The sequence below is a fragment of the Nocardia acidivorans NBRC 108247 genome, assembly GCF_001625085.1.
GTDB classification, from domain to species: domain Bacteria; phylum Actinomycetota; class Actinomycetes; order Mycobacteriales; family Mycobacteriaceae; genus Nocardia; species Nocardia acidivorans.
In genome coordinates this window covers 40,652-61,337 of the sequence record NZ_BDAW01000008.1, presented here as the reverse complement: position 1 = coordinate 61,337, position 20,686 = coordinate 40,652, and the positions used below count along the sequence as shown (strand labels likewise).

26 protein-coding genes are annotated in these 20,686 nt (G+C 67.0%); 8 read left to right on the top strand and 18 right to left on the bottom strand.

Annotated elements, in window-relative coordinates:
• Nucleotides 1–12 precede the first annotated feature (12 nt).
• The gene (locus tag NA10_RS03120; RefSeq protein ID WP_067563051.1) at nucleotides 13–558 is read left to right on the top strand and encodes a PadR family transcriptional regulator; all 546 of its coding nucleotides are present in this window, start codon (nucleotides 13–15) and stop codon (nucleotides 556–558) included.
• On the opposite strand, the gene NA10_RS03115 is transcribed toward NA10_RS03120, so the two are convergent.
• Nucleotides 529–1,290 (bottom strand): cobalt-precorrin-6A reductase, encoded by a 762-nt coding sequence (locus NA10_RS03115; RefSeq protein WP_067563201.1) that lies wholly within the window; start codon nucleotides 1,288–1,290, stop codon nucleotides 529–531. The genes NA10_RS03120 and NA10_RS03115 overlap by 30 nt on opposite strands.
• Nucleotides 1,287–1,868 (bottom strand): DUF8020 domain-containing protein, encoded by a 582-nt coding sequence (locus tag NA10_RS03110; protein ID WP_067563048.1) that lies wholly within the window; start codon nucleotides 1,866–1,868, stop codon nucleotides 1,287–1,289. The genes NA10_RS03115 and NA10_RS03110 overlap by 4 nt, the downstream gene beginning before the upstream one ends.
• A 402-nt stretch (nucleotides 1,869–2,270) precedes the next feature.
• On the opposite strand from NA10_RS03110, the gene NA10_RS03105 reads away from it, so the two are divergent.
• Nucleotides 2,271–2,942, top strand: coding sequence for a PAS and ANTAR domain-containing protein (locus NA10_RS03105; RefSeq protein WP_245676993.1), 672 nt, complete (start codon nucleotides 2,271–2,273; stop codon nucleotides 2,940–2,942).
• A 173-nt stretch (nucleotides 2,943–3,115) separates the two neighbouring features.
• Here NA10_RS03105 and NA10_RS03100 read toward each other — a convergent pair whose 3' ends face one another.
• Together NA10_RS03100 and NA10_RS03095 are read right to left on the bottom strand one after the other, a co-directional pair.
• On the bottom strand, nucleotides 3,116–3,553 hold the full coding sequence (locus NA10_RS03100) for a MerR family transcriptional regulator (RefSeq protein ID WP_067563045.1): 438 nt from the start codon (nucleotides 3,551–3,553) through the stop codon (nucleotides 3,116–3,118).
• Entirely contained in the window at nucleotides 3,550–3,894 is a 345-nt protein-coding gene (locus NA10_RS03095) for a hypothetical protein (protein WP_067563042.1), read from the bottom strand. Before NA10_RS03095 ends, NA10_RS03100 begins: the two co-directional genes overlap by 4 nt.
• A gap of 225 nt (nucleotides 3,895–4,119) precedes the next feature.
• Between NA10_RS03095 and NA10_RS36375 the strand changes: the two genes are divergently transcribed.
• From NA10_RS36375 to NA10_RS03080, 4 genes are all read left to right on the top strand, one after another.
• Entirely contained in the window at nucleotides 4,120–4,272 is a 153-nt protein-coding gene (locus tag NA10_RS36375) for a hypothetical protein (protein WP_157555984.1), read from the top strand.
• A 93-nt stretch (nucleotides 4,273–4,365) separates the two neighbouring features.
• A complete protein-coding gene (locus NA10_RS03090; RefSeq protein ID WP_067563039.1) occupies nucleotides 4,366–5,373 on the top strand; it encodes a TIGR03557 family F420-dependent LLM class oxidoreductase in 1,008 nt (335 codons plus the stop codon).
• A gap of 84 nt (nucleotides 5,374–5,457) precedes the next feature.
• Nucleotides 5,458–6,108, top strand: coding sequence for a response regulator (locus NA10_RS03085; protein ID WP_067563036.1), 651 nt, complete (start codon nucleotides 5,458–5,460; stop codon nucleotides 6,106–6,108).
• Nucleotides 6,109–6,248: 140 nt separating this feature from the next.
• Entirely contained in the window at nucleotides 6,249–7,259 is a 1,011-nt protein-coding gene (locus tag NA10_RS03080; protein WP_067563033.1) for an Acg family FMN-binding oxidoreductase, read from the top strand.
• 223 nt (nucleotides 7,260–7,482) lie between these two features.
• On the opposite strand, the gene NA10_RS03075 is transcribed toward NA10_RS03080, so the two are convergent.
• The 9 genes from NA10_RS03075 to NA10_RS03035 all read right to left on the bottom strand — a co-directional run bounded on the left by NA10_RS03075 (nucleotide 7,483) and on the right by NA10_RS03035 (nucleotide 15,003).
• Entirely contained in the window at nucleotides 7,483–8,295 is an 813-nt protein-coding gene (locus NA10_RS03075; RefSeq protein ID WP_067563030.1) for a DUF72 domain-containing protein, read from the bottom strand.
• Nucleotides 8,296–8,462: 167 nt separating this feature from the next.
• Nucleotides 8,463–8,648, bottom strand: a complete 186-nt coding sequence (locus tag NA10_RS03070; protein ID WP_067563027.1) for a hypothetical protein — start codon at nucleotides 8,646–8,648, stop codon at nucleotides 8,463–8,465.
• Between the two features lie 20 nt (nucleotides 8,649–8,668).
• Complete coding sequence (locus NA10_RS03065) at nucleotides 8,669–9,289, bottom strand: class I SAM-dependent DNA methyltransferase (protein WP_067563024.1); 621 nt, start codon at nucleotides 9,287–9,289, stop codon at nucleotides 8,669–8,671.
• Complete coding sequence (locus NA10_RS03060) at nucleotides 9,286–10,035, bottom strand: PIG-L deacetylase family protein (protein WP_067563021.1); 750 nt, start codon at nucleotides 10,033–10,035, stop codon at nucleotides 9,286–9,288. Before NA10_RS03060 ends, NA10_RS03065 begins: the two co-directional genes overlap by 4 nt.
• A complete protein-coding gene (locus NA10_RS03055) occupies nucleotides 10,020–10,994 on the bottom strand; it encodes an acyl-CoA dehydrogenase family protein (protein WP_373862333.1) in 975 nt (324 codons plus the stop codon). Before NA10_RS03055 ends, NA10_RS03060 begins: the two co-directional genes overlap by 16 nt.
• Nucleotides 10,987–11,712 carry a glycosyltransferase family 2 protein gene (locus NA10_RS03050; RefSeq protein WP_067563019.1) on the bottom strand — a complete coding sequence of 242 codons (726 nt, stop codon included), beginning with the start codon at nucleotides 11,710–11,712 and terminating at the stop codon, nucleotides 10,987–10,989. The genes NA10_RS03055 and NA10_RS03050 overlap by 8 nt, the downstream gene beginning before the upstream one ends.
• A 316-nt stretch (nucleotides 11,713–12,028) precedes the next feature.
• Nucleotides 12,029–12,673 carry a GNAT family N-acetyltransferase gene (locus NA10_RS03045; RefSeq protein WP_067563016.1) on the bottom strand — a complete coding sequence of 215 codons (645 nt, stop codon included), beginning with the start codon at nucleotides 12,671–12,673 and terminating at the stop codon, nucleotides 12,029–12,031.
• A 177-nt stretch (nucleotides 12,674–12,850) separates the two neighbouring features.
• Nucleotides 12,851–13,930 (bottom strand): NAD(P)H-dependent amine dehydrogenase family protein, encoded by a 1,080-nt coding sequence (locus tag NA10_RS03040; RefSeq protein WP_157556006.1) that lies wholly within the window; start codon nucleotides 13,928–13,930, stop codon nucleotides 12,851–12,853.
• Nucleotides 13,931–13,956: 26 nt separating this feature from the next.
• Nucleotides 13,957–15,003 carry an aromatic ring-hydroxylating dioxygenase subunit alpha gene (locus tag NA10_RS03035; RefSeq protein WP_067563012.1) on the bottom strand — a complete coding sequence of 349 codons (1,047 nt, stop codon included), beginning with the start codon at nucleotides 15,001–15,003 and terminating at the stop codon, nucleotides 13,957–13,959.
• A 174-nt stretch (nucleotides 15,004–15,177) separates the two neighbouring features.
• Here NA10_RS03035 and NA10_RS03030 point away from each other — a divergent pair, with 174 nt between their 5' ends.
• On the top strand, nucleotides 15,178–15,744 hold the full coding sequence (locus NA10_RS03030) for a TetR/AcrR family transcriptional regulator (protein ID WP_245676999.1): 567 nt from the start codon (nucleotides 15,178–15,180) through the stop codon (nucleotides 15,742–15,744).
• 30 nt (nucleotides 15,745–15,774) lie between these two features.
• On the opposite strand, the gene NA10_RS03025 is transcribed toward NA10_RS03030, so the two are convergent.
• On the bottom strand, nucleotides 15,775–16,503 hold the full coding sequence (locus tag NA10_RS03025) for an alpha/beta fold hydrolase (protein ID WP_067563006.1): 729 nt from the start codon (nucleotides 16,501–16,503) through the stop codon (nucleotides 15,775–15,777).
• A 221-nt stretch (nucleotides 16,504–16,724) separates the two neighbouring features.
• Between NA10_RS03025 and NA10_RS03020 the strand changes: the two genes are divergently transcribed.
• Nucleotides 16,725–17,582, top strand: coding sequence for an enoyl-CoA hydratase-related protein (locus NA10_RS03020; protein WP_067563003.1), 858 nt, complete (start codon nucleotides 16,725–16,727; stop codon nucleotides 17,580–17,582).
• Nucleotides 17,583–17,587: 5 nt separating this feature from the next.
• Here NA10_RS03020 and NA10_RS03015 read toward each other — a convergent pair whose 3' ends face one another.
• The 4 genes from NA10_RS03015 to NA10_RS03005 form a co-directional block, all read right to left on the bottom strand.
• The gene (locus tag NA10_RS03015; RefSeq protein ID WP_067563001.1) at nucleotides 17,588–18,208 is read right to left on the bottom strand and encodes a class I SAM-dependent methyltransferase; all 621 of its coding nucleotides are present in this window, start codon (nucleotides 18,206–18,208) and stop codon (nucleotides 17,588–17,590) included.
• 33 nt (nucleotides 18,209–18,241) lie between these two features.
• Nucleotides 18,242–18,982, bottom strand: a complete 741-nt coding sequence (locus NA10_RS03010; RefSeq protein WP_067562998.1) for a glucose 1-dehydrogenase — start codon at nucleotides 18,980–18,982, stop codon at nucleotides 18,242–18,244.
• A gap of 195 nt (nucleotides 18,983–19,177) precedes the next feature.
• Nucleotides 19,178–19,378, bottom strand: coding sequence for a LysR family transcriptional regulator (locus NA10_RS39420; RefSeq protein WP_084514252.1), 201 nt, complete (start codon nucleotides 19,376–19,378; stop codon nucleotides 19,178–19,180).
• Between the two features lie 81 nt (nucleotides 19,379–19,459).
• Entirely contained in the window at nucleotides 19,460–20,380 is a 921-nt protein-coding gene (locus tag NA10_RS03005) for an alpha/beta fold hydrolase (protein WP_067562996.1), read from the bottom strand.
• Nucleotides 20,381–20,686 lie beyond the last annotated feature (306 nt).

Sequence of the window (20,686 nt, the reverse complement as noted above, 5' to 3'; positions counted from 1 at the left end):
GGAAGGAGTGCAGTGGCAGAGGAAAAGACCCGGCGCCCGCTCAATTCGACGGCCGCTTCCCTACTCGGTTTCCTGCACCGGGGCGATATGTCCGGCTGGGATCTGGTCGCCCAGGCGCAGGATCGCATCGGCGACTTCTGGACCATCACCCAGAGCCAGGTCTACCGCGAACTGGCGGCCATGCACCAGATCGGTCTGGTCGAGAAGGGTGAGGCAGGTGCGCGCGATCGCACCCCGTACCGGATCACCGAGAACGGCCGGGAAGCCTTCGCCGAGTGGATCGCCCGCGATCCGGGGGCCGAAACCATCCGGGTGCCACTGCTACTCACCCTGTCCTTCGGTGAGTTCGTGGAACGCTCCCGCCTGGACCGAATCATCGCCACCAATCGGGTGATTCACGAACAGCGCCTCTCCGGATACCTCGGCAGCCATGACGAACAGCAGTTGTCGCCGTTCGAGCGGGCCACCGTCGACTTCGGCATCCGCTACGAGCGTGCGGTACTGGCCTGGTTCGACCGGCTGCCCGAGCTACTCCAGCCCACCAGCCGACTCTCCTGAACCGAGTTGCCGCAGCCAATCCCGGGCCGCGGCAACGTTTTCCACCTGAAGCGCCCCCTCAGGCAGCGGCGGGCGATCGATCATCACCACCGGGATACCCAGGGTGCGGGCGGCGGTGAGCTTGGCCTCGGTCAACGCTCCCCCGCTGTCCTTGGTCACCACGACCTCGATGCGATGCTCTCGCAGCAGTGCGATCTCCTCCGCGAGCGCGAAAGGTCCACGCGCCAGCAGCAATTCATACCGCGCCGGAACGGCATCCTCGGGCGGATCGATGGCGCGGATCAGAAACCACTGCCCCGCTCCGGCGAACGCCGCCACCCCTTGCCGCCCGATGGTCAGGAAGACCCGATCCCCCAGTCCCGCAATGGCTTCCGCGGCAGCCTTGCCATCGGGTACGCGAATCCATCTGTCCCCCCGCCGTTCCCGCCATCCCGGGCGGCGCACATGCAGCACCCGCAATCCGGCGTCCGCGGCGGCCCGCGCGGCATTGGCGGTCATCCCCCCGGCGAACGGATGCGTGGCATCGACGACGGCGTCGATCTCGTTCTCGCCCAGCCACTCCCGCAGCCCGTCCACTCCCCCGAATCCCCCCACCCGCACCTGCCCCACCGGCAGGACGGGTGCGCGCACGCGACCGGCGAGCGAGGAGACGATGTCCAATCCCCGCTCACCGGAGGCGATATCGGCCAGCTCCCGGGCCTCCCGGGTGCCGCCCAGAATCAGAATCCTCAGGGCTGCCCACTGAAGTACGCGGACCCCGAATCGATGAGCGGCTGTCCGCCCGCGATGAGCAGGCCGATCAGCGCACCGAACGGCAATCCGATCCCGAAGAAGAACGCACCGACGATCGCGCCGATGACGCCACCGAGCGCGGCATGCTGCAATTCGGAGAAGAACCACTCCTGCGATCCGATGAACTCGACCGACACATCCTTGGGCGCGGTCAGCGACAGCTGCCGCCCGTCCTGATCGATCGCCGCGGTCAGCGCGATCTCCTGCTGCCCCGCCTTCCCGGTCAACGGCAGCTGAGCCACGACCTGTCCGTCCTGCCTCTTCAGCGTGACGGCCTTGCCATCGGCATCGAGGCTGAACGCGCCCCCGGTCACCCGGGTGACGACGGTATTCCCGGCATCAGCCAACTTCACCGAGTAATCAACCCCGTGATCCTGCCCCTGTGCCTCGGCAGCCGGAGTCACCTGCTGCACGGCGGCCGGAGCCGGATCGGCCGGAGCCGCATAACCGGTCCCGGCGGCAATACCGGTCGCAGCGGCAGCCATGAGCGCGGTAGCGGCGAACTTCCTGTAACGCATACATCTCCCAATATGTTTGAAACGCAACCCGATAAACTTCGGACCGCCGCGGGTCACGATACCGTTGACCTACCGATGTTTCATTCTGATGGCTTCACTGAAACGTCGAATTCCACTTTTGCTCCGCCCATGGCGTGCGGGTTTACGCGTGCGCGGCCAGGACCGTGCGCATGATGCCGATGGTGGCGTCGATATCGGGTCCGCGACTGGCGGCGACATTGGCCCGCGATCCGCACACCTGTTCGACCACCACCGGACGACGGCCATGACCGTGTGGTTGTTGGCCTGCCGCCCGTTCTTCGATGAGTCCAGCCCGCCGCGCATCCGATCCGCGGTCGAACATGCCCGCCGGACCGGGCTGCTGTGACGACCGAAGCGCACACCACGGGGGATAATGGCGTGGTGAGTTCAACTGTCGGGCAGCCTGAAGACCCGGTCGTATTTGCTGATGGTTCGCGTCCGGGTCCCGTAGCGGGCAGCTTCCGGTTCTGGTTCGGTACCCAACGCTGGGATTGGTCCCCGGAGGTGTACCGGATGCACGGATACATCCCGGGCGAGGTCGAGCCGACCACCGAATTGATGCTGTCCCATAAGCATCCCGACGATCGCGAGCAGGTGGCCGCGACCATCGCGCGGTCGATCACCAGTGGCGAACCGTTCTCGAGCAGGCATCGGTTCATCGATACCCGCGGCAACGAGCACAATGTCATGGTGGTCGCGGACCGTATCTACGGCGATGACGGCGCGCCCGTCGGCACGACCGGGTTCTATATCGATCTGTCCGATACCCTCGCCGCGGCCGAGCAGAGTGCGCTGGACCATCAACTCCCACAGGTGCTGGAGGCGCGCGCGGTCATCGAACAGGCCAAGGGTGTGCTCATGCGCATGTACCGCATCAGCGCCGATCAGGCGTTCAAGGTGTTGGTGTGGCGGTCCCAGGAAGCCAATGTCAAATTGCGGGATCTGGCCCAGCAGCTCGTTTTCGAATTGCCGACCGTGCCCGCACCGCGTCCGGAGACCATGGCCGCGTTCGACCACATCCTGCTGACCTTGCACGAACGCATGCCCAAGTAGCTCTGACGATTACCAGATCTAATGAGTTGCGCCGACCACGCATAGCTTGCGGCGATGGGGCTACCCGATGTGAGAGGTCAGGTTAAGCAGTCAGCCCGGTCTCACACGCCGGGGCGAGGTCGGGCCCGTGGCCACGACCTCGCCTCGGTCTCGCACGCCGAGGTGGCGGGCGTTCAGGACAGAGAAGGAGTGGTCATTGGCAAGCCGTCGAACGGGAGGGGGCACCCGGGCGATTCACCGCACACCAGTAGGTCGGTGCACCCGGCCGCCAGTGCGGCGCGCAGGGTGTCGCGGACTTCGGTGAGTTCGGCGAGTTCGGCGTCGATCTCGGAGAGCTTGCCGCTCACTCGCGCCCGCAACCCCGCGTCCGCGCGCCGATTGGAGCCGACTCGGGTACCTTCCAGCAGTTCGGCGACTTGTTCGAGGGTGAATCCGAGGCGCTGGGCCGCTTTGATCAACCGCAACACGGTCAGCGCGCCGTCGGGGTAGAGCCGGTGCCCGCCCAGGGTGCGCTCGGGTTCGGCGAGCAGGCCCCGGCGCTCGTAGTAGCGCAGCGTCTGGACATTGACTCCGGCCGCGGCCGCCAACTCGCCGGTACGCAACGCACTCACCGCCCGGCCTCGATCCCGGTCCGAGCGCGCGCGGTGAAGGCGTCCAATACTTCCACGTAGGCCGGAGGAACTCCGACGGCCATTACCAATCCCTCTGCGGTGCTGGTGAATTCGAAGGTGAAGAACGAGCAGCAGTTCGACTCGCGCCCGGCCAGCTCTCGCGCGAGAGCTTCGGCTGCCGGGTCGACCACCACCTCCAATCTCACCGGGCCGGGCCGGCGAAAGGCACGTGCGGAGGTGGTGAAGAACTGGTCGAACTCTGCGATCCGGTTCCGCTGCGCGGCGGTCGGCAGGGTGCACGCGTCCGGCACCCAGCCGGTGCAACCGGTGTTGATCGTCATGAACCCACGGTAAGCCTGTACCCAGGTACCGAATGCAAGCCCGAAAAGACGGGTCAGGCATTGGTGACAATTACTGTCCTAAAAGGCTTCCACCGTCGATTTCGGTTCGCTTCATCGGACACGGAAAGCGAGGGCGTCATGGCATTCGACCCGCCGCCGAAGGAACGCAAGCGCGAGGTAGCGCAATAGCTTGCCGCACAAGCGAATTCACGACGGGAGACCGCCATGATCACCGGAATCGATACGGCCGTCGCCTGGGTGCTGGACCAGGATGCGGCCAAGAAGTTCTTCAGCCTGTGCCAGGGCGCACCCGATGACCTGATCGCCACCCCGAATCCACAACCCGGGCAGGGGGCGGGGGCCGAGGCGATGGTGTAGGCAACAACCGGTCTCCCGGTTTTGGTTTCGCCTGCGCGGCTATCTCCAGCGCATACCAGGCAACATTCGGAACCGTCCGTGAGAGGAGCAGAAATGACCCGATTCGGATACACGCTGATGACCGAGCAGAGCGGTCCCCGTGAGCTGGTCCGCTACGCGGTCGCCGCCGAGCAGGCCGGATTCGATTTCCTGGTCAGCAGCGACCACTACTCACCGTGGCTCGAGGAACAGGGGCACGCACCGCACGCGTGGACGACCCTCGGCGCTGTCGCGCAGGCGACCCGGCACATTCCACTCATGACCTATGTGACCTGCCCGACCATGCGGTACCACCCGGTGGTCGTGGCACAGCAGGCGGCCACCTTGCAGATTTTGGCGCAGGGACGGTTCACGCTCGGGCTCGGCAGCGGGGAAAGCCTGAACGAGCATGTGATCGGCGCGGGCTGGCCGGGGCTCGAGGAACGACAGGACCGGCTCGAGGAAGCCATCGGCATCATCCGGGAACTGCACACCGGTGCCACGGTCAGCACGCACGGCCACTGGTATCGGGTCGACGCCGCACGCATCTGGGACCTGCCGCAGGTGCCGGTACCGATAGCGGTCGCGGTGTCTGGGCCGCGATCGGTGCGACGATTCGCCCCGCTGGCCGATGAGATGATCGCGACCGATCCGGACGCCGACCTCGTACGATCCTGGCAGGACACTCGATCCGCATCCGCCGACGCACCCCGATCCCGGGTGACCGGGCAATTGCCGATCAGCTGGGATACCGACCGGGACAAGGCAATTCAGCGCGCGCACGAACAGTTCCGCTGGTCCGCCGGGGGCTGGGACGTGAACGCCAATCTGCCCACCCCCGCCGCGTTCGCGGCGGCCACGCAGTTCGTCCGCCCGCACGATGTGGCCGAGAACATCCCGTGCGGCCCCGATCTCGACGCGATCACCGCCGCGGTACGGCCCTATCAGGACGCCGGTTTCACCGATATCGCGCTCGTACAGGTGGGCGATGAACAGCAGGACCGCTTTCTCGCCGAGGCCGCCGAACCACTGCTGGCGAAACTGCGCGCCGGAGACGAATCCGGGCAAACCGTACGGGGCTGATCGCCCGCGTCGTTTGCCGTCGAGGTTGCCGGGTAATCGCCACCTGCGAGCGCGTGTTCCCGATCTGCGACGAAGGGTGCGGCAATGATTGGGGTCTTCCTCGTCGACGATCACGAAGTGGTTCGCATCGGTGTGCGATCCCTCATCGACTCCCAGCCCGATATGCGGACGGTGGGTGAGGCCGCGAATCGCGCGCAGGCACTGGATCTCCTGCCGAGACTGGAACCGGATGTGGCCGTACTGGACGTCCGGCTGCCCGATGGCAGTGGAATCGACCTGTGCCGTGATCTGCTGAGCCGACGGCCCGGATTGCACTGCCTCATGCTGACCTCCTTCGCGCAGGAGCGGAATGTCGTCGAGGCGGTCCTGGCCGGGGCCGAGGGTTACCTGATCAAGGATGTCAGCGGGCCGCGGCTGCTGGCCGCCATCCGGGATATCGCCCGCGGGCGGTCTCTGCTGGACAGCCACGCCACCGCCGCGGTGCTGCGCGCGCTGCGCACCGGTGCCGCCGACCGGCACGATCCGGTGCGGGATCTCACCGACCGGGAGGTCGCGCTGCTGCGTCTTCTCGGCGAAGGGTTGACGAACCGGCAGATCGCCCGCCGCATGTTCCTGTCCGAACGCACGGTGAAGAACTATGTCTCACGTTTGCTGAGCAAGCTCGATCTGGAGGGACGCACCCAGGCGGCGGTCATGGCCGCCCGGCTCGGCTTCGCATCGGACCCGCGCGATTGACACCCGCGGTATCGCGCAGATCACCACAAATGCCCCGAAGTCACCGAATTTCGATGACCTTCCTCCCGATGCCACCGGCCCGGCCCGCGGCAAGACTGGACGGCGGATCATTTCCAGTCGAAAGGAACCGCACCGAAGCCATGATGTGCCAGCCCGGTACCGAAACGATCAGGGCCGCAATCCAACTCGCGCGCCGTGCGCCATCGGTGCACAATTCGCAGCCTTGGCGCTGGCGATTCGCCGGTGACGAATTGCACCTCTACGCCGATCGGTCGCGTCACCTCACCGCGACAGATCCCGAACAGCGCGCCCTGGTGCTGAGCTGTGGCGCGACCCTGCACCATATGCGGGTGGCGCTGTCGGCATTGGGCTGGGCGAGCGAAGTGATCTATCTGCCCGAACCGCGCGTACCCGATCTGCTGGCCGGCCTGCGGCTGGCCCGGCACAAACCTACGGGGACCGACATCTGTCTGGCCGCGGCCATCCTGCGGCGGCACAGCGATCGACGCCGCTTCGGCAACGGGGAGATCTCCCGCGCGCATATGCGCACGGCCGCACATTTCGCCACGCGCTTCGGCGCCGAGGTGCGCACCGTGCACGACGACGCGCGGACTCGACTCGGCACGCTGATCGGTGCCGCCGCCGATCGCCATGCCGACGATGCGCTTTATCAGGTGGAATTGGCCGAATGGAGTGGCCGACGCCGCGGAGCGGACGGGGTTCCGGCGCGGAACACGACCGCGGTGCGACCGCAGGACGAACTGCCCATTCGAGCATTCGCCGATTCCGTTCTCATCGATGCCGCGGGTGCGGTCGACGATGCCGAGTGGCTGATCGTATGCACCCGGCACGACGATCGCCGCGCGCGGCTGCGCGCCGGTGAGACCCTCAGCGCACTGCTGCTCGCGGCCACAGAACTGGACCTGGCCACCTGCGTCCAGACCGAACCACTGGGCATCCCCGATCTGCGCGAGGAGATTCGATTCTCCCTGTGCGAGGGGGCGTATCCGCAAGCCATGGTGCGCGCGGGGTGGATGCACTCGAGTGCGGGACCGCTGTCGGAGACACCGCGCCGCCCGGTGGACGAGGTGTTCTCGGGCGCGCTCGAATCGCGCCCGGACGCATTCATCCGTCGAGGTTCGTCGGTTTGACAGCCGGTTGCCAGGGCATCTCGACCACAGCGACGCGGGTCGCACCGGTATCGATCGTGATCGGCTCGACCTGACGAGTGTGGTCAAACATTTCGAATTCGTCGAGCGCGGCACACGCCGAATTCACCAGCGGCCCAGCCGGACCGAGATCGTGGCATGCTCGGCATGGTTCGAGGCCGAACTACCCGGGATCCACCGGCTCAATCCCGCGGGTGGGAGACGATCACCAGGGAGCCCACTTCCCCACCGGCCCAGCAGGTTTCAGGTTCGGGACGTCCGCGAGCCGGGGGATGCGGGCCACCGGACGACCCGCGGCACGGGCGAAATCGGCGAAGCGGATCGCGTCCAGGACGGCCGCACCGCCCGGGTCATTGTTGAAGTACACGAAGACATCTCGATCGCGGTCCCACGACTCGTCGATGCGGGCGATCCACTCGGACAGCACCTTGTCACGATAACTCGGCGACGGCTCGCCCGTGCCCTCGTGGAAACGCAGGTAGCCCCAATCCGCGGTGCGCCACAACGGTGTCACGGGCTGATCCAGTCTGTCCGCCCAGCACAGTGCCGCGTTGTGCGCCTCTAGCACCCCGCGCACCTCGCGGGTCCACCAGGACTCGTGCCGGGGCTCGACGACCACACGGATATCCGCCGGGACCAGTTCCAATACCGCATTCAGCCGGTCCGGCTCGGCGGGCAGGTTCGGGGGTAGTTGCAGCAACAACGGACCCAATTTGTCGCCGAGCCCGCGCGCGGCCTCGACCGATCGCTCCAGCGGCATCTCCGGATCCAGTAGTCGCCGATAATGCGTGATCACCCGGCTGGCCTTCACCGCCATCACGAAATCGTCCGGTGTGCGCTCTCGCCAGCCCTCGAAGGTGGTGCGCAAGACCGGACGGTAGAACGCGGCATTCAATTCCACCGTCGCGAACGACTGCGCGTAGTGCTCCAGCCAGCGCCGCTGTGCGACGCCCTTCGGGTAGAACACCTCTCGCCAATCGGCATACTGCCATCCGGAGGTACCGATCACCATCGTCATACCCCGGCGATTCCCGCAATCGCGGCCCGCAATCGTTCAGTTGCCGGGCGGTTCGCGACGTCGACGGTTCCGCGGTTCATCGCTTACCCGCGCCATCGATCACAAACCCGGACGGCGGTTATCGGCGCTCGGGCATGTACCCGGCCCGCGAATGAGGCCGTGGCGGGTCAGATATCGTCGATGTTCTTGCTGGACGGCGGATTGCCGGTGGAAAGGTCGGTGTCCGGCGCGCGTCCCGACCACCGTCGGCGCAGCAGAACCACACCGACCAGCACTGCGAGTGCGACGATCAGAAGTATCTCCATGGGTGTCGCATACCCGTCGATGCCGTGGCTATTCGTCAGCGACATCATCTCGACGCCGATTTCGGAGTTCAGATCAGACCTTCGTTCCGGGCGACGGAACCGGCTTCGGACGCTGCCGGTGTGTACACCTCGAGCAGGAAGTCGTCGTCGGCGTAGCGGGCCAGCCGGGCCAGACCGGGATGGCCCTCGAGGATGGCGTGGACCTCGTCGCCGGTCAGCGGGTACTCGGGGACGGGATGCCGCCAGTGCACGCAAACCAGGGTGCCGCCGGGGTCGAGATGGCCCAGGAGTTCGTCGAGTGTCGCGTGCAGGGCCGCGGCGTCGAGGTAGTAGCACACCTCGCTGAGCACGATGAGGTCGAAATGCGCTGCGGGCCAGTCGTCTCCGATCGCCCAGCGGCGCAGTTCCACCGTCCCCGAGATCTCGGCGAGCCGGTCGGCGGCACCGCGCAAGGCGTTCTCGACGATGTCGGTGGCCAGGATCCGATCGCAGCGCGCGGCCAGCTCCCGGGTGAGAACGCCTATGCCGCAGCCTGGTTCGAAGGCGCTGCGATATCGGGGGCGCGGTAGGGCGGCCAGGGTGAGTGCGCGTTTGCGCTCTTCGTACCAGCGGGTCGTGAACTGCCAGGGGTCGGCGCTGTGCGCGTACATCTCCTCGAAGTACTCCGGGGGCAGGCGGGGTGGCTTCATCGCAGGTAGGTCTCGGTCGGCCCGGTGAATCGGCGCAGCACGTGCGGGGGCACGATCGGGGCGTCGGCGGGGTGATCGGACAGGGGCAGGAACTGGCTGCGAAAGCACTCGAGGGCACGACATTTCGCGGCGTGTGCGGCGGGGGTCAGGGTCAGCCGCGCGGGGACGCAGTCCCGGAGGAGCGGATGGTCCGGGGTGGCCCACTGCCACATCCATACCGGATAGTGCAGCAGATCGGTCCCGGTGGCCGCGCACGCGGCGGCCGCGGCACGACCGACGGCCTCGTGGTCGGGATGGCCGTCGTACCGCCAGGTCGCCGCGCACACGACGCCGGGGCGGCGGATATCGCCGATCAGATCGCGTAATTCGGCCGCCAGCCGGTCCTCGTGCGCGGCGAGGCCGCCGTCGGGCAGTCCGAGGCGCACGGGTGGGTCGGCATTCAATTCGCTTGCGGCGCTGCGTGCTTCGTCGATGCGGAGGGCGGCCAGCCGGGACGGGCTGTGGGTGGGCGAATCCGGATGGGAGCCTTCCCCGTCGGTCGCGGTGACAATGGTGACCGCGATGCCCGCCGCGCGCGCCGACGCGATGAGACCGCCCGCGCCCAGCACCTCGTCGTCGGGATGGGCGGCCATGACGATCAGCTCACGCCAATCCGGCAAGCGCAGCGGAGCGCAGCGCCGCCGCCATGATTCCCACCGCGCCTCGGGCAATCCCCGTGCCGCCACATCGATCACAGGTCCGGCCATGTGAACTCCCGTTCGGCGATATCGCGGCCGAGGTCGGCCAGATCGACTTCGGCGTGACTTTGCCGGACGTACACCGTGAGGTCGGCGACCCGCCGGGCGTGCTCGGCATCGGCGCACAGCGGCCCGGCCCCCAAAGCCCGTCCGACCCGATCCACCGTCGTGGTGACCGCGTCCTCGACCAGCGCCCGCACGGTGCGGGCGCGAATGCGGGCGGTGACCATATCGCCGGCGGGGTCGGCGTCGATCTCCCCCGCCGCGGCCGATAACCCCAGCCCCGCGCCGTGCAACGCGGTGGCCACCGCGCCCAGATGCGCCAGCGCGTGTTCGTCGGCCCGGCCCTTGGCCGCACGCTCGTACAGCGGGCGCGCCACCTGGCACGCGCTGCCGTACCAGCACGCCGCAACTCCGATCGCGCCGTGCCAGAAGCCGGGGCGGTCCAGGTAGGCGTCGGGTCCGCCGACCGCCGTGGCCTGCGCGCCCTCGAAATCCACCGCGCCGGAATCGGATTCGCGCATGCCTACCGCATGCCAGCTGGAAGGCACCGGGCGCACCGCGGACTGGGTCAGCCGCACCGCGAACAGGCGGCGCTCCGCCCCGGCGCGGGCCGTGACCAGGGCGTGGGTGCACAGGTTCGCACCCGAACACCAGAGTTTGCGCCCGTCGAGCACCCAGCCCGACGAGGTGTCGCGAGCGCGCAAAACCGGTTCGGGGGGTTCGGCCGCCCACACCCCCCACAGCTGCCCGGACCCGGGTGCGGGGCCCGAGAGTTCCGCCAGGATCGCCGCCGCGTCGGCGTGCGCCTCGGCCAGGCGTCCCAGCACGGTGTCCTCGGCGCTCAACTGCGCGAGCTCGCGGAATCGCCGCGGCGTCGCCCCCTGTCCGGGGACGGGGAGCAGTAGTCGGCCCGCGTTCGACAGCTCCCGCAGCCGATCGCGTAATTCCGCGGAGCGCTCACGCACTTTCGGCCTCCGGCGAACATGCCTCCAGCCGGCGCAGGTGCGCGGCGAATCCATCGGGCGCACGCCCGATGCGACGCCCGGACGTGGCCACCCGGACGTCTTCGGCCCACACCACGGCGATGCCCCGCGCCTCGGCGCGGCGCACGAACTCGACATCCTCCCCGGTTTTCAGGGGCGCGAACCCGCCTGTGCGCCAATAGATATCGGCCCGGAAACCGAGACTCGCACCGTGTACGTGTCCGGTCGCGCGTTCGCGCCGATACGCGCGCTCGTACCGCGCGCGCACCTGCGGGGAGTACCCATCCCAACCGGTCACCCGCACGACTCCGGCGACCACTCCCGCCCCGGCCTCGCCGTAGCGGATTTGCCGATCCAACCAGTCCCCATCGACACAAGAATCGGCATCGGTGGTGGCGAACCAGGTGCGCGCACCGCATTCGGGTCCGAGCGCGGCGAACCCGGCCGCGCGGGCGACTCCGACATTGCCCGCATCGATCGCCGTCACCTCCACCCCGGCGGCCTCGGCCACCCGCGCGGAGCGATCGCTGCACGCATCGAGCACGACCCGAATCCGGACCGGAACGGCCACGCGCTCCGCACACCGATGCAGGGCGTCCAGGCAACCCGGCAGTAACCGTTGCTCATCACGCACCGGCACCACGATCGCGGCCTCGTCGATCCGCACCGGGCGACCGAGGGCCTCCTCGAGGATGATCATGTCCGTCGTCTACCCGCAACCTCCGGCGGCAAACGGCCCGACCGTCGGACCACCGTAGATCACGCGGGTCCCCCGGGCTGGTGTCACCGCGCCGCCGACGCCATCGGTCATGTCGAACCGGTCCCGAGGAGACCCCATTGTCACCGTCATGGGCGCCGTTGCCCCGACAGCGAGAACGCCGCAGCCTTCCCGCCTCGAATACGTACCGGTCCGAACCTGTCCATCGGTCCACCTCGATCATGCGCCGACCCGACCCGGCAATTCTCGGGCAATCTCGGCCAGTGAGACGCGGCCGGGAACGACCCCCGCCCGGCGGTCAGTGCGGACGACGAACCGGGGTCTCCGTGCTCGCGGCGGCCGACCGAGAGCCGGAACAGTCTCGGACCATCAGGATTTGGGGCGTCGGAATGCCGGTCCGGTCCTGCAGGGCGGTTACGGTGGCGACTTCGGCGGACTGCCGGAAGCCGTGACCCTCATACCGCTCGACTGCCTTGGTACCCCCGGTCGTGTCGGCGTGGATCTGTTCGGCGCCTGCCCGTTCGAGGTAGTCGAGCGCGCTCCGCATCAGGTCGCGTCCCACGCCGTGACCGTGCCAGTCCGGGTGGACGTACCAGGCCTCGATGACGCCGATGCGGCGATGTTCGTCCTCGCGTATGCCCGAATGGATGAAACCCGCGACCTCGCCGTCGATCGTTCGCGCGACCAGCAGACCCGGGTCTCCGGTGGCCCCGAGATCGGTCCACATGGCGAGTTTGCGCGGCGCGAAATCCGTCAGCAGGAATTCATCCAGCGACAGTAGCAGTAGGTTGTTCGGTCGACCCTGGAACGTATCGCGCGTGGCCAGCAGATGCACGCGCGTGATTCCCGGCCCATCCGCTGCCGTCGCCGGACCGATCTCGTGCACCGGTCCGGGGAAATCGGGGGTTTCCGCCGCGCCCGATCCGTGGCCGAAGTCGGTCATCGTCGAGTGCGCTCCTCGCCGAGCCCCGCCGCTGTCGCGAGTCCGGTTGTCAGATGCCAGGGCCGAGAACCGAACTCGGCCGCGATCAGCCGAAGCATAGATCGCGGGATGCGCCCGGGCTTCCCGTCGGTGAGAAGCGTGGTGTATCCGATGACCGTGGCCGTTCACCGCGGCCGATCAGGTGGTGAAGCGCCCGGCGAATCCGCGCAGGGGAAGGTCGGCGCTGGTCAGCAATCCCGGCGGCGCGGCCACGACCGAGGCGATGGCATTGAGTGCGGGCAGGCCGGTGACGGTCATGCCGATCGAGGCGAAGTTGGCCGGGTCGGAGAGGTCGACACCGGGCTTCGGGAAGATCATGTGCTTGTTGTAGACGCAGGGGTCACCCTGGATGCGAGTGATGTAGCAGCCCTTGATATTCCAGCTCGGATTGGTGTGCGGGGTCATCTGCCACTCCAGATGTGTTTCGATCCTGGGTACACCGTCCACCATGCCCCGGTACTTGATGTAGCTGCCGCCGAGTGAACCTTTGGGCAGGCGATACCAGCCCAGGTCGACGTCCTTGGTGCACGCGCCGAGTTCACAGCTGAAGGTGACCTCGTCGAGTTCGAGACCGAAGCAGTCGGCCATCATCAGCACGCTGTCGGCGAAGACACTGGTGTACTTGCGTAGTTTGTCCGGAATACCGGGATCGTCGACGGGCAGCCCGTACCCCACCTCGATCCAGGTTTCCTTCGAGTGATGGCAGGACACGTCGACCGATTCGAGGGTGACGATGTTCTCGATCTCGGCGACGTCGGCCGAACACACCACGCCGAGAACCTGATTCACCCCTGGGTTCATCCCGGTGCCGTAGAAGGTGGATCGCCCCTTCTCGCACGCTTCCCGGAGCAGTTGGGTGACCGCCTTGCCCGAGGGGTGCGGGTGGTTGGCATCGCGATGCCATCCGGTGATCCAGTCCGCCGTGGTGACGATATCGATTCCGGCTTCCAGGACTCGCACGTACAGCTCTTCGTCGGGGAAGACGCCATGGAAGGTCAGCACATCGGGTGCGGCGGCGATGATCTCCGCCACCGATCCGGTCGCGAGGACGCCGTTCGGCGCCAGTCCCGCGATCTCCCCGGCGTCGCGACCGATCTTTTCCGGTGTGTAACAGTGCAATCCGACGAGCTCGAGATCGGAACGGTTGCCGATGCGTTTGATCATCTCGGTGCCGACATTGCCGGTGGCGACCTGGAAAACGCGGATCGGCCTGTTCAAGGGTGCGGTCATTGTGGTGTGCCTTCTCACTGTGCGGGTGGTCGCGGGCCGGTGTCGGCCGCGAGCACCCGCAATTCCGCGGCGCTGCCGCCGCGACCGTCGGGATAGAACTGCTTGGCCCAGGCGCGAATCGCGGTGAAGCCTGTGAACTCGCTGGCCGACAGGGCCGGTGGATCGGAGTACCGCTGGTGCTGCCAGATCCGCACATCCCGGGTGAACTGTCGGATGATCTCCGCGGCGAAATCCTGGGCTCTGCGTTCGGCTTTCACCGGATCGGCACCGGTCGTCCGGCCGATGTACACGCTGAAACGAATATCGCAGGTGTGCTCGTCGACCGGGGTGACCGCGGTGATGGTGCGGTTGTCGACCATGCCCCAGCTCTTGGTCACCGCCACACCGAGTCCGCCGTTGATCGCCTGGACGCCGCTGCGGACGTCCTCGATCGACTGTCCCTCGTCGCCGTCGAAGGTGATGGTGAAATCGACGTAGGACACCGGTTCGGCGAAGTCGTGCCGGGTGAACACGGGCACGATCGGCGTCTGGTGCACGTACTTGAAATGTGCCGAGTCGACGCCGTTTTCGAGCACGTACTGCGGATGCAGTGCCAGCCGTTCCCGAAACAGCGTCGCCATCGGGTAGTAGTCGGCTCGGTTGCTGCCATCCCCGAAGCCCGCGAAGATATCGGGCACCTCGAAGAAGGGCGCGCGCCCGTCGAGGTCGTGCCACAGGTAGATCGATTCATTGCGCTCGACCACCGGATAGGTGCGAATACGCCTGCCCCGGTTGGGATGTCGCTCATATGGGATGCAGACGTTGCGACCTTCGCCGTTCCACTGCCAGCCGTGGAACGGGCATTCGATCACCTCGCCCTCGACGCGTCCGCCGAAGCCCAGATGCGCGCCGAGATGTTCGCAGTACGCGTCCATCACGGTCAGCGCACCCGAGTGCGCCCGCCAGGCCACCAATTCGCGATCGAAGTAGGTCATGCGAAGGACCTCACCGACTCCGATCTCGGTGGACCAGGCGACCTGGAACCATCCCGTCGGTTTCATCGACAGCGGCGGCTTCGCCATGACGATGCCCTCTCGATCAGTGGGCCCCGCCATTTCACAGCGCCTACTGTGAAACTATCACAGCAGGTACTGTGAAACAGTGAAAACTCGTCCACCACTACCATTTCCAGCGTGACCGATCCGGAAGCCTCAGTGCGGCGCGCCAATCGGCGTGGCCATGCCACGCGGGAGAACATGCTCGAGGCCGCGATCAGAGCGCTCGCCACCGGCGATCCCGGGGCGGTGTCGGCGAACAAGATCGCGCGGGAGATCGGTGCGACCTGGGGTGCGGTGAAATACCAATTCGGCGATAACGACGGTCTCTGGGCCGCGGTGCTGCACCGAACCGCCGAGCGCCGCGCCCGGGCCCTCACCTTCGGCGACAGTGCCGGACCGCTGCGCGAGCGGGTCGCCGCCATTATCGAAACCCTCTACGCGGGACTCACTTCCATCGATTCCCGGGCGATCGAGAATCTGCGCGCGGCGCTGCCGCGCGATCACCTCGAACTCGAACAGCTCTACCCGCGCACCGCGGCGGAACTGTCCTGCTGGGGACGCGGCTGGCTCGAGACCTGCCAGCACGCGTTCGCGGACCTGGGCGTGGATCCCGGCCGCGTCGCCGAGATCGCCGAGTTGATCCCGGGCGCCATGCGCGGCATCACCTCCGAACGCCAATTGGGCACCTACTCCGATCTCGACAAAGCCCGGCGCGGACTGACCAACGCCATCGCCGCCTACCTCGAGCAGTCCCGCACGAACTGATCGGCGTGCGAAGGACACCGACCCCGCGGATCACCGATTGCGAGCGGCCCGCTCGATCAGTGCCGCGATCTCGACGGGCTTGCTCAACATCGACGCGTGACCGGTCGCCAGGGTGACGACGCGCTCGTCATCGGTGATCTGGGCCGCCATCCGCCGTTCCAGATCGGGATGGATCATCGCGTCCTGCGCCGAGACCTGGTACCAGGTGTTGGCGCGCAAGGACTCCCACGCCGGAACTCGGTCGCCCGCACCGGCCAGCGCCAGCACCGAGGTCGGCTTCTGCACCGCGGCCAACACCGCCGCCTCCTCCGCGGTCAGATCGGCGCAGAAGTCCCGATGGAACCGGGCGCGATCGACAATGAAATCGGGGACCTCGGCCGCACCGATATTCACCAGGTCCGCACCGCTGGGCAGTTCCACCCCGAACTCCTGATTGATCGCGAACGCCGACTGCCCGGCCTCGGGCGCGTACGCCGCCACGAACACCAGCCCCGCCACCTGCGCGCGACCGGCACCGGCCTGGCTGATCACCGCACCACCGTAGGAATGCCCCACCAGAATCGTCGGACCGTCCAGCAGTTCCAGATCCCGCACCACGGTGGCCACGTCCTCGTCGAAGGAGCGCAGACCCAACTGGCTCGCCACCACGGTGCCGAATCCACCCGCCCGCAGGATCTCGATCACCTTGCCCCAGCTCGAACCATCGGCCCACGCGCCGTGTACGAGAAGGACATTCGGCAGTTCATGAGCGTTGGTCATCGTGTTCTCTCCTTGAATCGGGTATTTCGGGCGACGAGCGAAACCGCCGCCCGCCGCAAATCCTCGGGAGCGGTCTCAACATTCACTGAAAATTTGCTCAACGCGCAGTTCAGCGGGTGCGCGGGTATTGCCTCGTCCGCACACCGGTACGGCGCGGCAACTGCCTATGCTGATGCTTTGAGAGACTACGGATTCCATTTACTCAACGACGGGATTGCGGGATGACCACCGACGAGACGGATACGGGCGGCGTGACCGACTACTCGACCATCACCTACGGCGTCGCCGAGGCGATCGCGACCATCACCCTGAATCGGCCGCATGCCCGAAACGGCTTCACCCTCGCCATGGCCGATGAGCTCGGGCATGCGGTGACCGCCGCCGATCGCGATGATGCGGTGCGGGTCATCCTGCTGACGGCGGTGGGTGACTACTTCTGTGTCGGAATGGATTTCGCGGAGCCGTCGATCGGCGATATCGGCGATCCGGACTGGGACGAGCCCTCGACGCGGGTCGCGCGGCCGATCACGAATTCGAACAAGCCGGTGATCGTCGCCTGTCCGGGACCGGCGGTCGGGGTCGGTGTCTCAATCACCTTGGCCGCCGATTTCCGATTGGCCAGTGACAGAGCCCGATTCGGGTTCGTGTTCGCGCGGCGCGGGCTGTTTCCCGAAGGCGGGTCGACCTGGTTCCTGCCCCAGTTGGTCGGATTGGCCAAGGCCAAGGAGTGGATGCTCACCGGGCGACTCATTCCCGCCGAGGAGGCGCTCAGCGCCGGTCTGATCACCAGCGTGCACTCCCCCGACGAATTACTGCCCGCGGCATATGACCTGGCGCGGGACCTGGCGGTGCGGATCGCGCCCGCCTCGGCCGCACTCGTCCGGCGCGCACTGGTGGCCATGACCGCACACGGCGATCCCGAGGCCGCCTTCGCCCTGGATCGCAAGTCGATCCCGCACGCGTCCACCAGTTCCGATCTGGCAGAGGGCATCTCGTCGTTCCTGGAGAAGCGGCCGCCGCGATTCACCGGCGTCGCGCGCACCGATCTGCCGGCCCTGGACGAATGGTTGCGGCCCTGAGAACTTCAGGACTTGCGGGCCGCGAGGAACAGGTCGTGCTCGGCAATGGCGTCCGGATGATCGGGCAGGAACTCGACCACGCGCTGCCGCACGACCTGCAGCCCCGCCCCGGTCAGGAGGCGCTCGAATTCCTCGGGCGGATAGCTGCTGACCGTCACCGGTTTGCCCATGAATTCGATCTCGAGGTTCTCGATATCGGCGGGCACCGTGGCCAGTAGGAAGATCCCGCCGGGCGTCAGCCATTCGGCGAATTTCCGCAGTGCGTCATCGATTTCGGCCCGGGTGAGCTGGAGCAGCGGGAAGAACGCGGTCACCGCGTTCCAGCTTCCGGCCGGATAGGTCAGCGTTCGCAGATCCGCCACCTCGAACCGTGCCCCGGGCACCTGGGCGCGGGCGATCTCGATCATGCCGGGTGCGATATCGCAGCCGGTGACCCGGTGGCCGGCGGCCGCCAGCACCTCGGCGGTGGGCCGGCCGGTGCCGCAACCGATATCGAGAACCTGTGCCCCGGTAGGCAATTGGTCCAGCAGCCAGGCGAGCTCTTCGCGATGCGCGGTCAATCCGGCGAACGCGGTCTCATAGTCTTTGCCCAGCGCGTCGAAGACCTCGGCGGCAGAAAGTCCCATGGCGCCAAGGTAATCCAGCGCGGAGCTCGCGGTCTAGACGCGACCGGCGGTCATACCGCCGTCCACCACGAATTCCGCGCCATTGCAATAGCTCGACTCCTCGCTGACCAGGAAGACCACCAGCGGGGTCACCTCCTCGGGCAGTCCGAGCCGGGCCAGGGTGTTCGCGCCGCGATCGAGCGCACTGTCCGCGGGCGCGCCGAGCATCGGGGTCAGAATGCCGCCGGGATGCACCGAGTTGACCCGCACACCGTGCGGAGCCAGTTCCAGCGCAGCCGATTTCGTCAACCCGCGCACCCCGAATTTGGAGGCGGTGTAGGCGTGCACACCCGGAACACCTTGGATCCCGGCCGCCGAGGAGATGTTCACCACCGACGCCGGGCGGGCCGCGACCAATGCGTCCCGCGCCGCGGTCAAGCCCAGGAACGGCCCGGTGAGATTGATGGAAATGACTGTCTGCCACTGCTTTTCGGTGTACTCGCCGAGCGGTCCGCCGTCCAGGATGCCCGCATTGTTCACCAGCACGTCGAGTTTGCCGAAGCGCCGGACGGTTTCGGCCACGGCGGCCGCCCAGTCCTGCGAGCGGGTGACATCGAGGTGGATGAAGGCGGCCTGCTCCCCGAGTTCCTCGGCCAGCCGCGCGCCCGCCGCATCGGCGATATCACCGATCATGACGGACGCGCCCTCGGCAATGAAGGCCCGGGCATGCGAAGCCCCCATACCCGACGCCGCGCCACTGATCAGCGCGACCCGGCCGGTCAAACGATTGCTCATGCCAAGCAGTGAAACATAGTCCAATCGCCGATTCAATCAGTGATTGAACGCGATGCTCGCGCGGGCGAGACACCTATCCGGGCGCGTTCCCGTGTCCACATCGAACGCGGTCCTCGCGCGGGCGAGACGCCGATCTGAGCGCGTTCCCGTGGCCACGAGGCAGCACCTCACGAGTGTCGCCGATCGCCCGAGGACTCAGCTCCGCGGCGATCCGAGCCAGCGCGAGGTGCCGGTATCACCCGGAAAAGCCAGGGCCAGGCGAAGTCTCGGCGCGTGCTCCAGCGCTCGAATCCGCTGACTCAGCGACGGCGAGCGCAGGCCCAGACCGTGCGCGGCGCGGGTCAGATTCCCCTCCTCGGCCACCGCGCAGAAGTATCGAAGCTGACGTAGTTCCACCCCGACTGTGAACCAGCCCCGCGAGAACGGCCGAGCCGGGCGGCACCCGACTCGGTCGATCCGAATCACGAGGTTATGAGGTCACGACAGAGTTTGTATGGTCCCGGCGGTAATCAGGCTCTGGTAATACGCGCCGCCCGGGTACAGGTCCGCCGTCGTCGAACCGGTGACGAAGTCGCCCGCCCAGCCGACCGAAAGGCGCTGTAACGCTTCGATGTTCTTCGCCTGCGGCGTACCGCAGACGACCTTGTCCAGTGCCGGGGCGCTACTGCCCTCGACGTCGATGTGCGCGCCGGAGGTCAGCCGCACGCCCAGGAAGGGCCGGGCGAGCTGATCGAGCAGCACCTGGGTGCCCGCGCCGTTCCGGTTGCAGCTGTAGGGCGGTGCGGTGACCGCCAGGATCGGCAGGGTGGTGTTGGCCAGATGGTTGATCGAACTGCTGAGGTTGTTGCCGATGAAGCTCTTCACCGGGTCGTAGAGCAGCACACCGCGCAGGTTCGCGAAAGCGGCCGGATAGTCTTGGCGCAGTTGCTGTGTCACATAGGGCACCGCCTCGCCGCCGGCGGAGTGACCGGCGAAGACCCATGTGGTGGGCAGCGGCAGGGTGGCGCGCCCGGCCTTGCTTCGGGCCTCGGTGAAGCTGCGGCCGAGTTTGTCGCCGAGATCGGCGGATTTGCCGAACAGGTCGGCGACATTGTGCAGGAAATCGGTGTTGTTGCCGAGGTTTTCGAGCGTGCAGCCCAGGATGTTCGCGGTCGGCAGGGTGGGCGCGAAGACCAGGAAACCCTGCGCGGCGAACTTGCGCGCGGTGTCGTCGACCGAGTCGTTGGCGCTGGCGAAGCCGTGCTGGAGCCAGAGCAGCCCCTTGGGATCACCGCCCGGGAAGTACCAGGCACTGCTCTGGTGCAGGCTGCTGAAGGCGCAGCGAATATCGACCTTGTTCTCCACCTTGGTGACCGTGATATCGGCCGAGGCGTCCGGTGCGGACAGGGAGGTGAACAAGGTTGCGGTACATGCGATTACCGCGGCGAGAAGCCGTCCGATTCGCAATGGAACTCCTAATGTTTCTCACATCGAAACGATGTTTCGCTTCTAGCGGTTCATTAGGGGCCTTCGAGACGCACCGCGTCAATAGTTTGAAACGAGATTGCTTAACAATAGCCATGGGACGTCGCCGACCCCGGACACGACCAATCGACCGAGCCGGTACCGGCACGGTCGATCAGGCGATATGCGTGAGGTCAGGGTTCGGTTCGGGGCACCTCGCTCAGGCCGCGCACAGTGGGACGATCCGGTCGAGACCGCCGA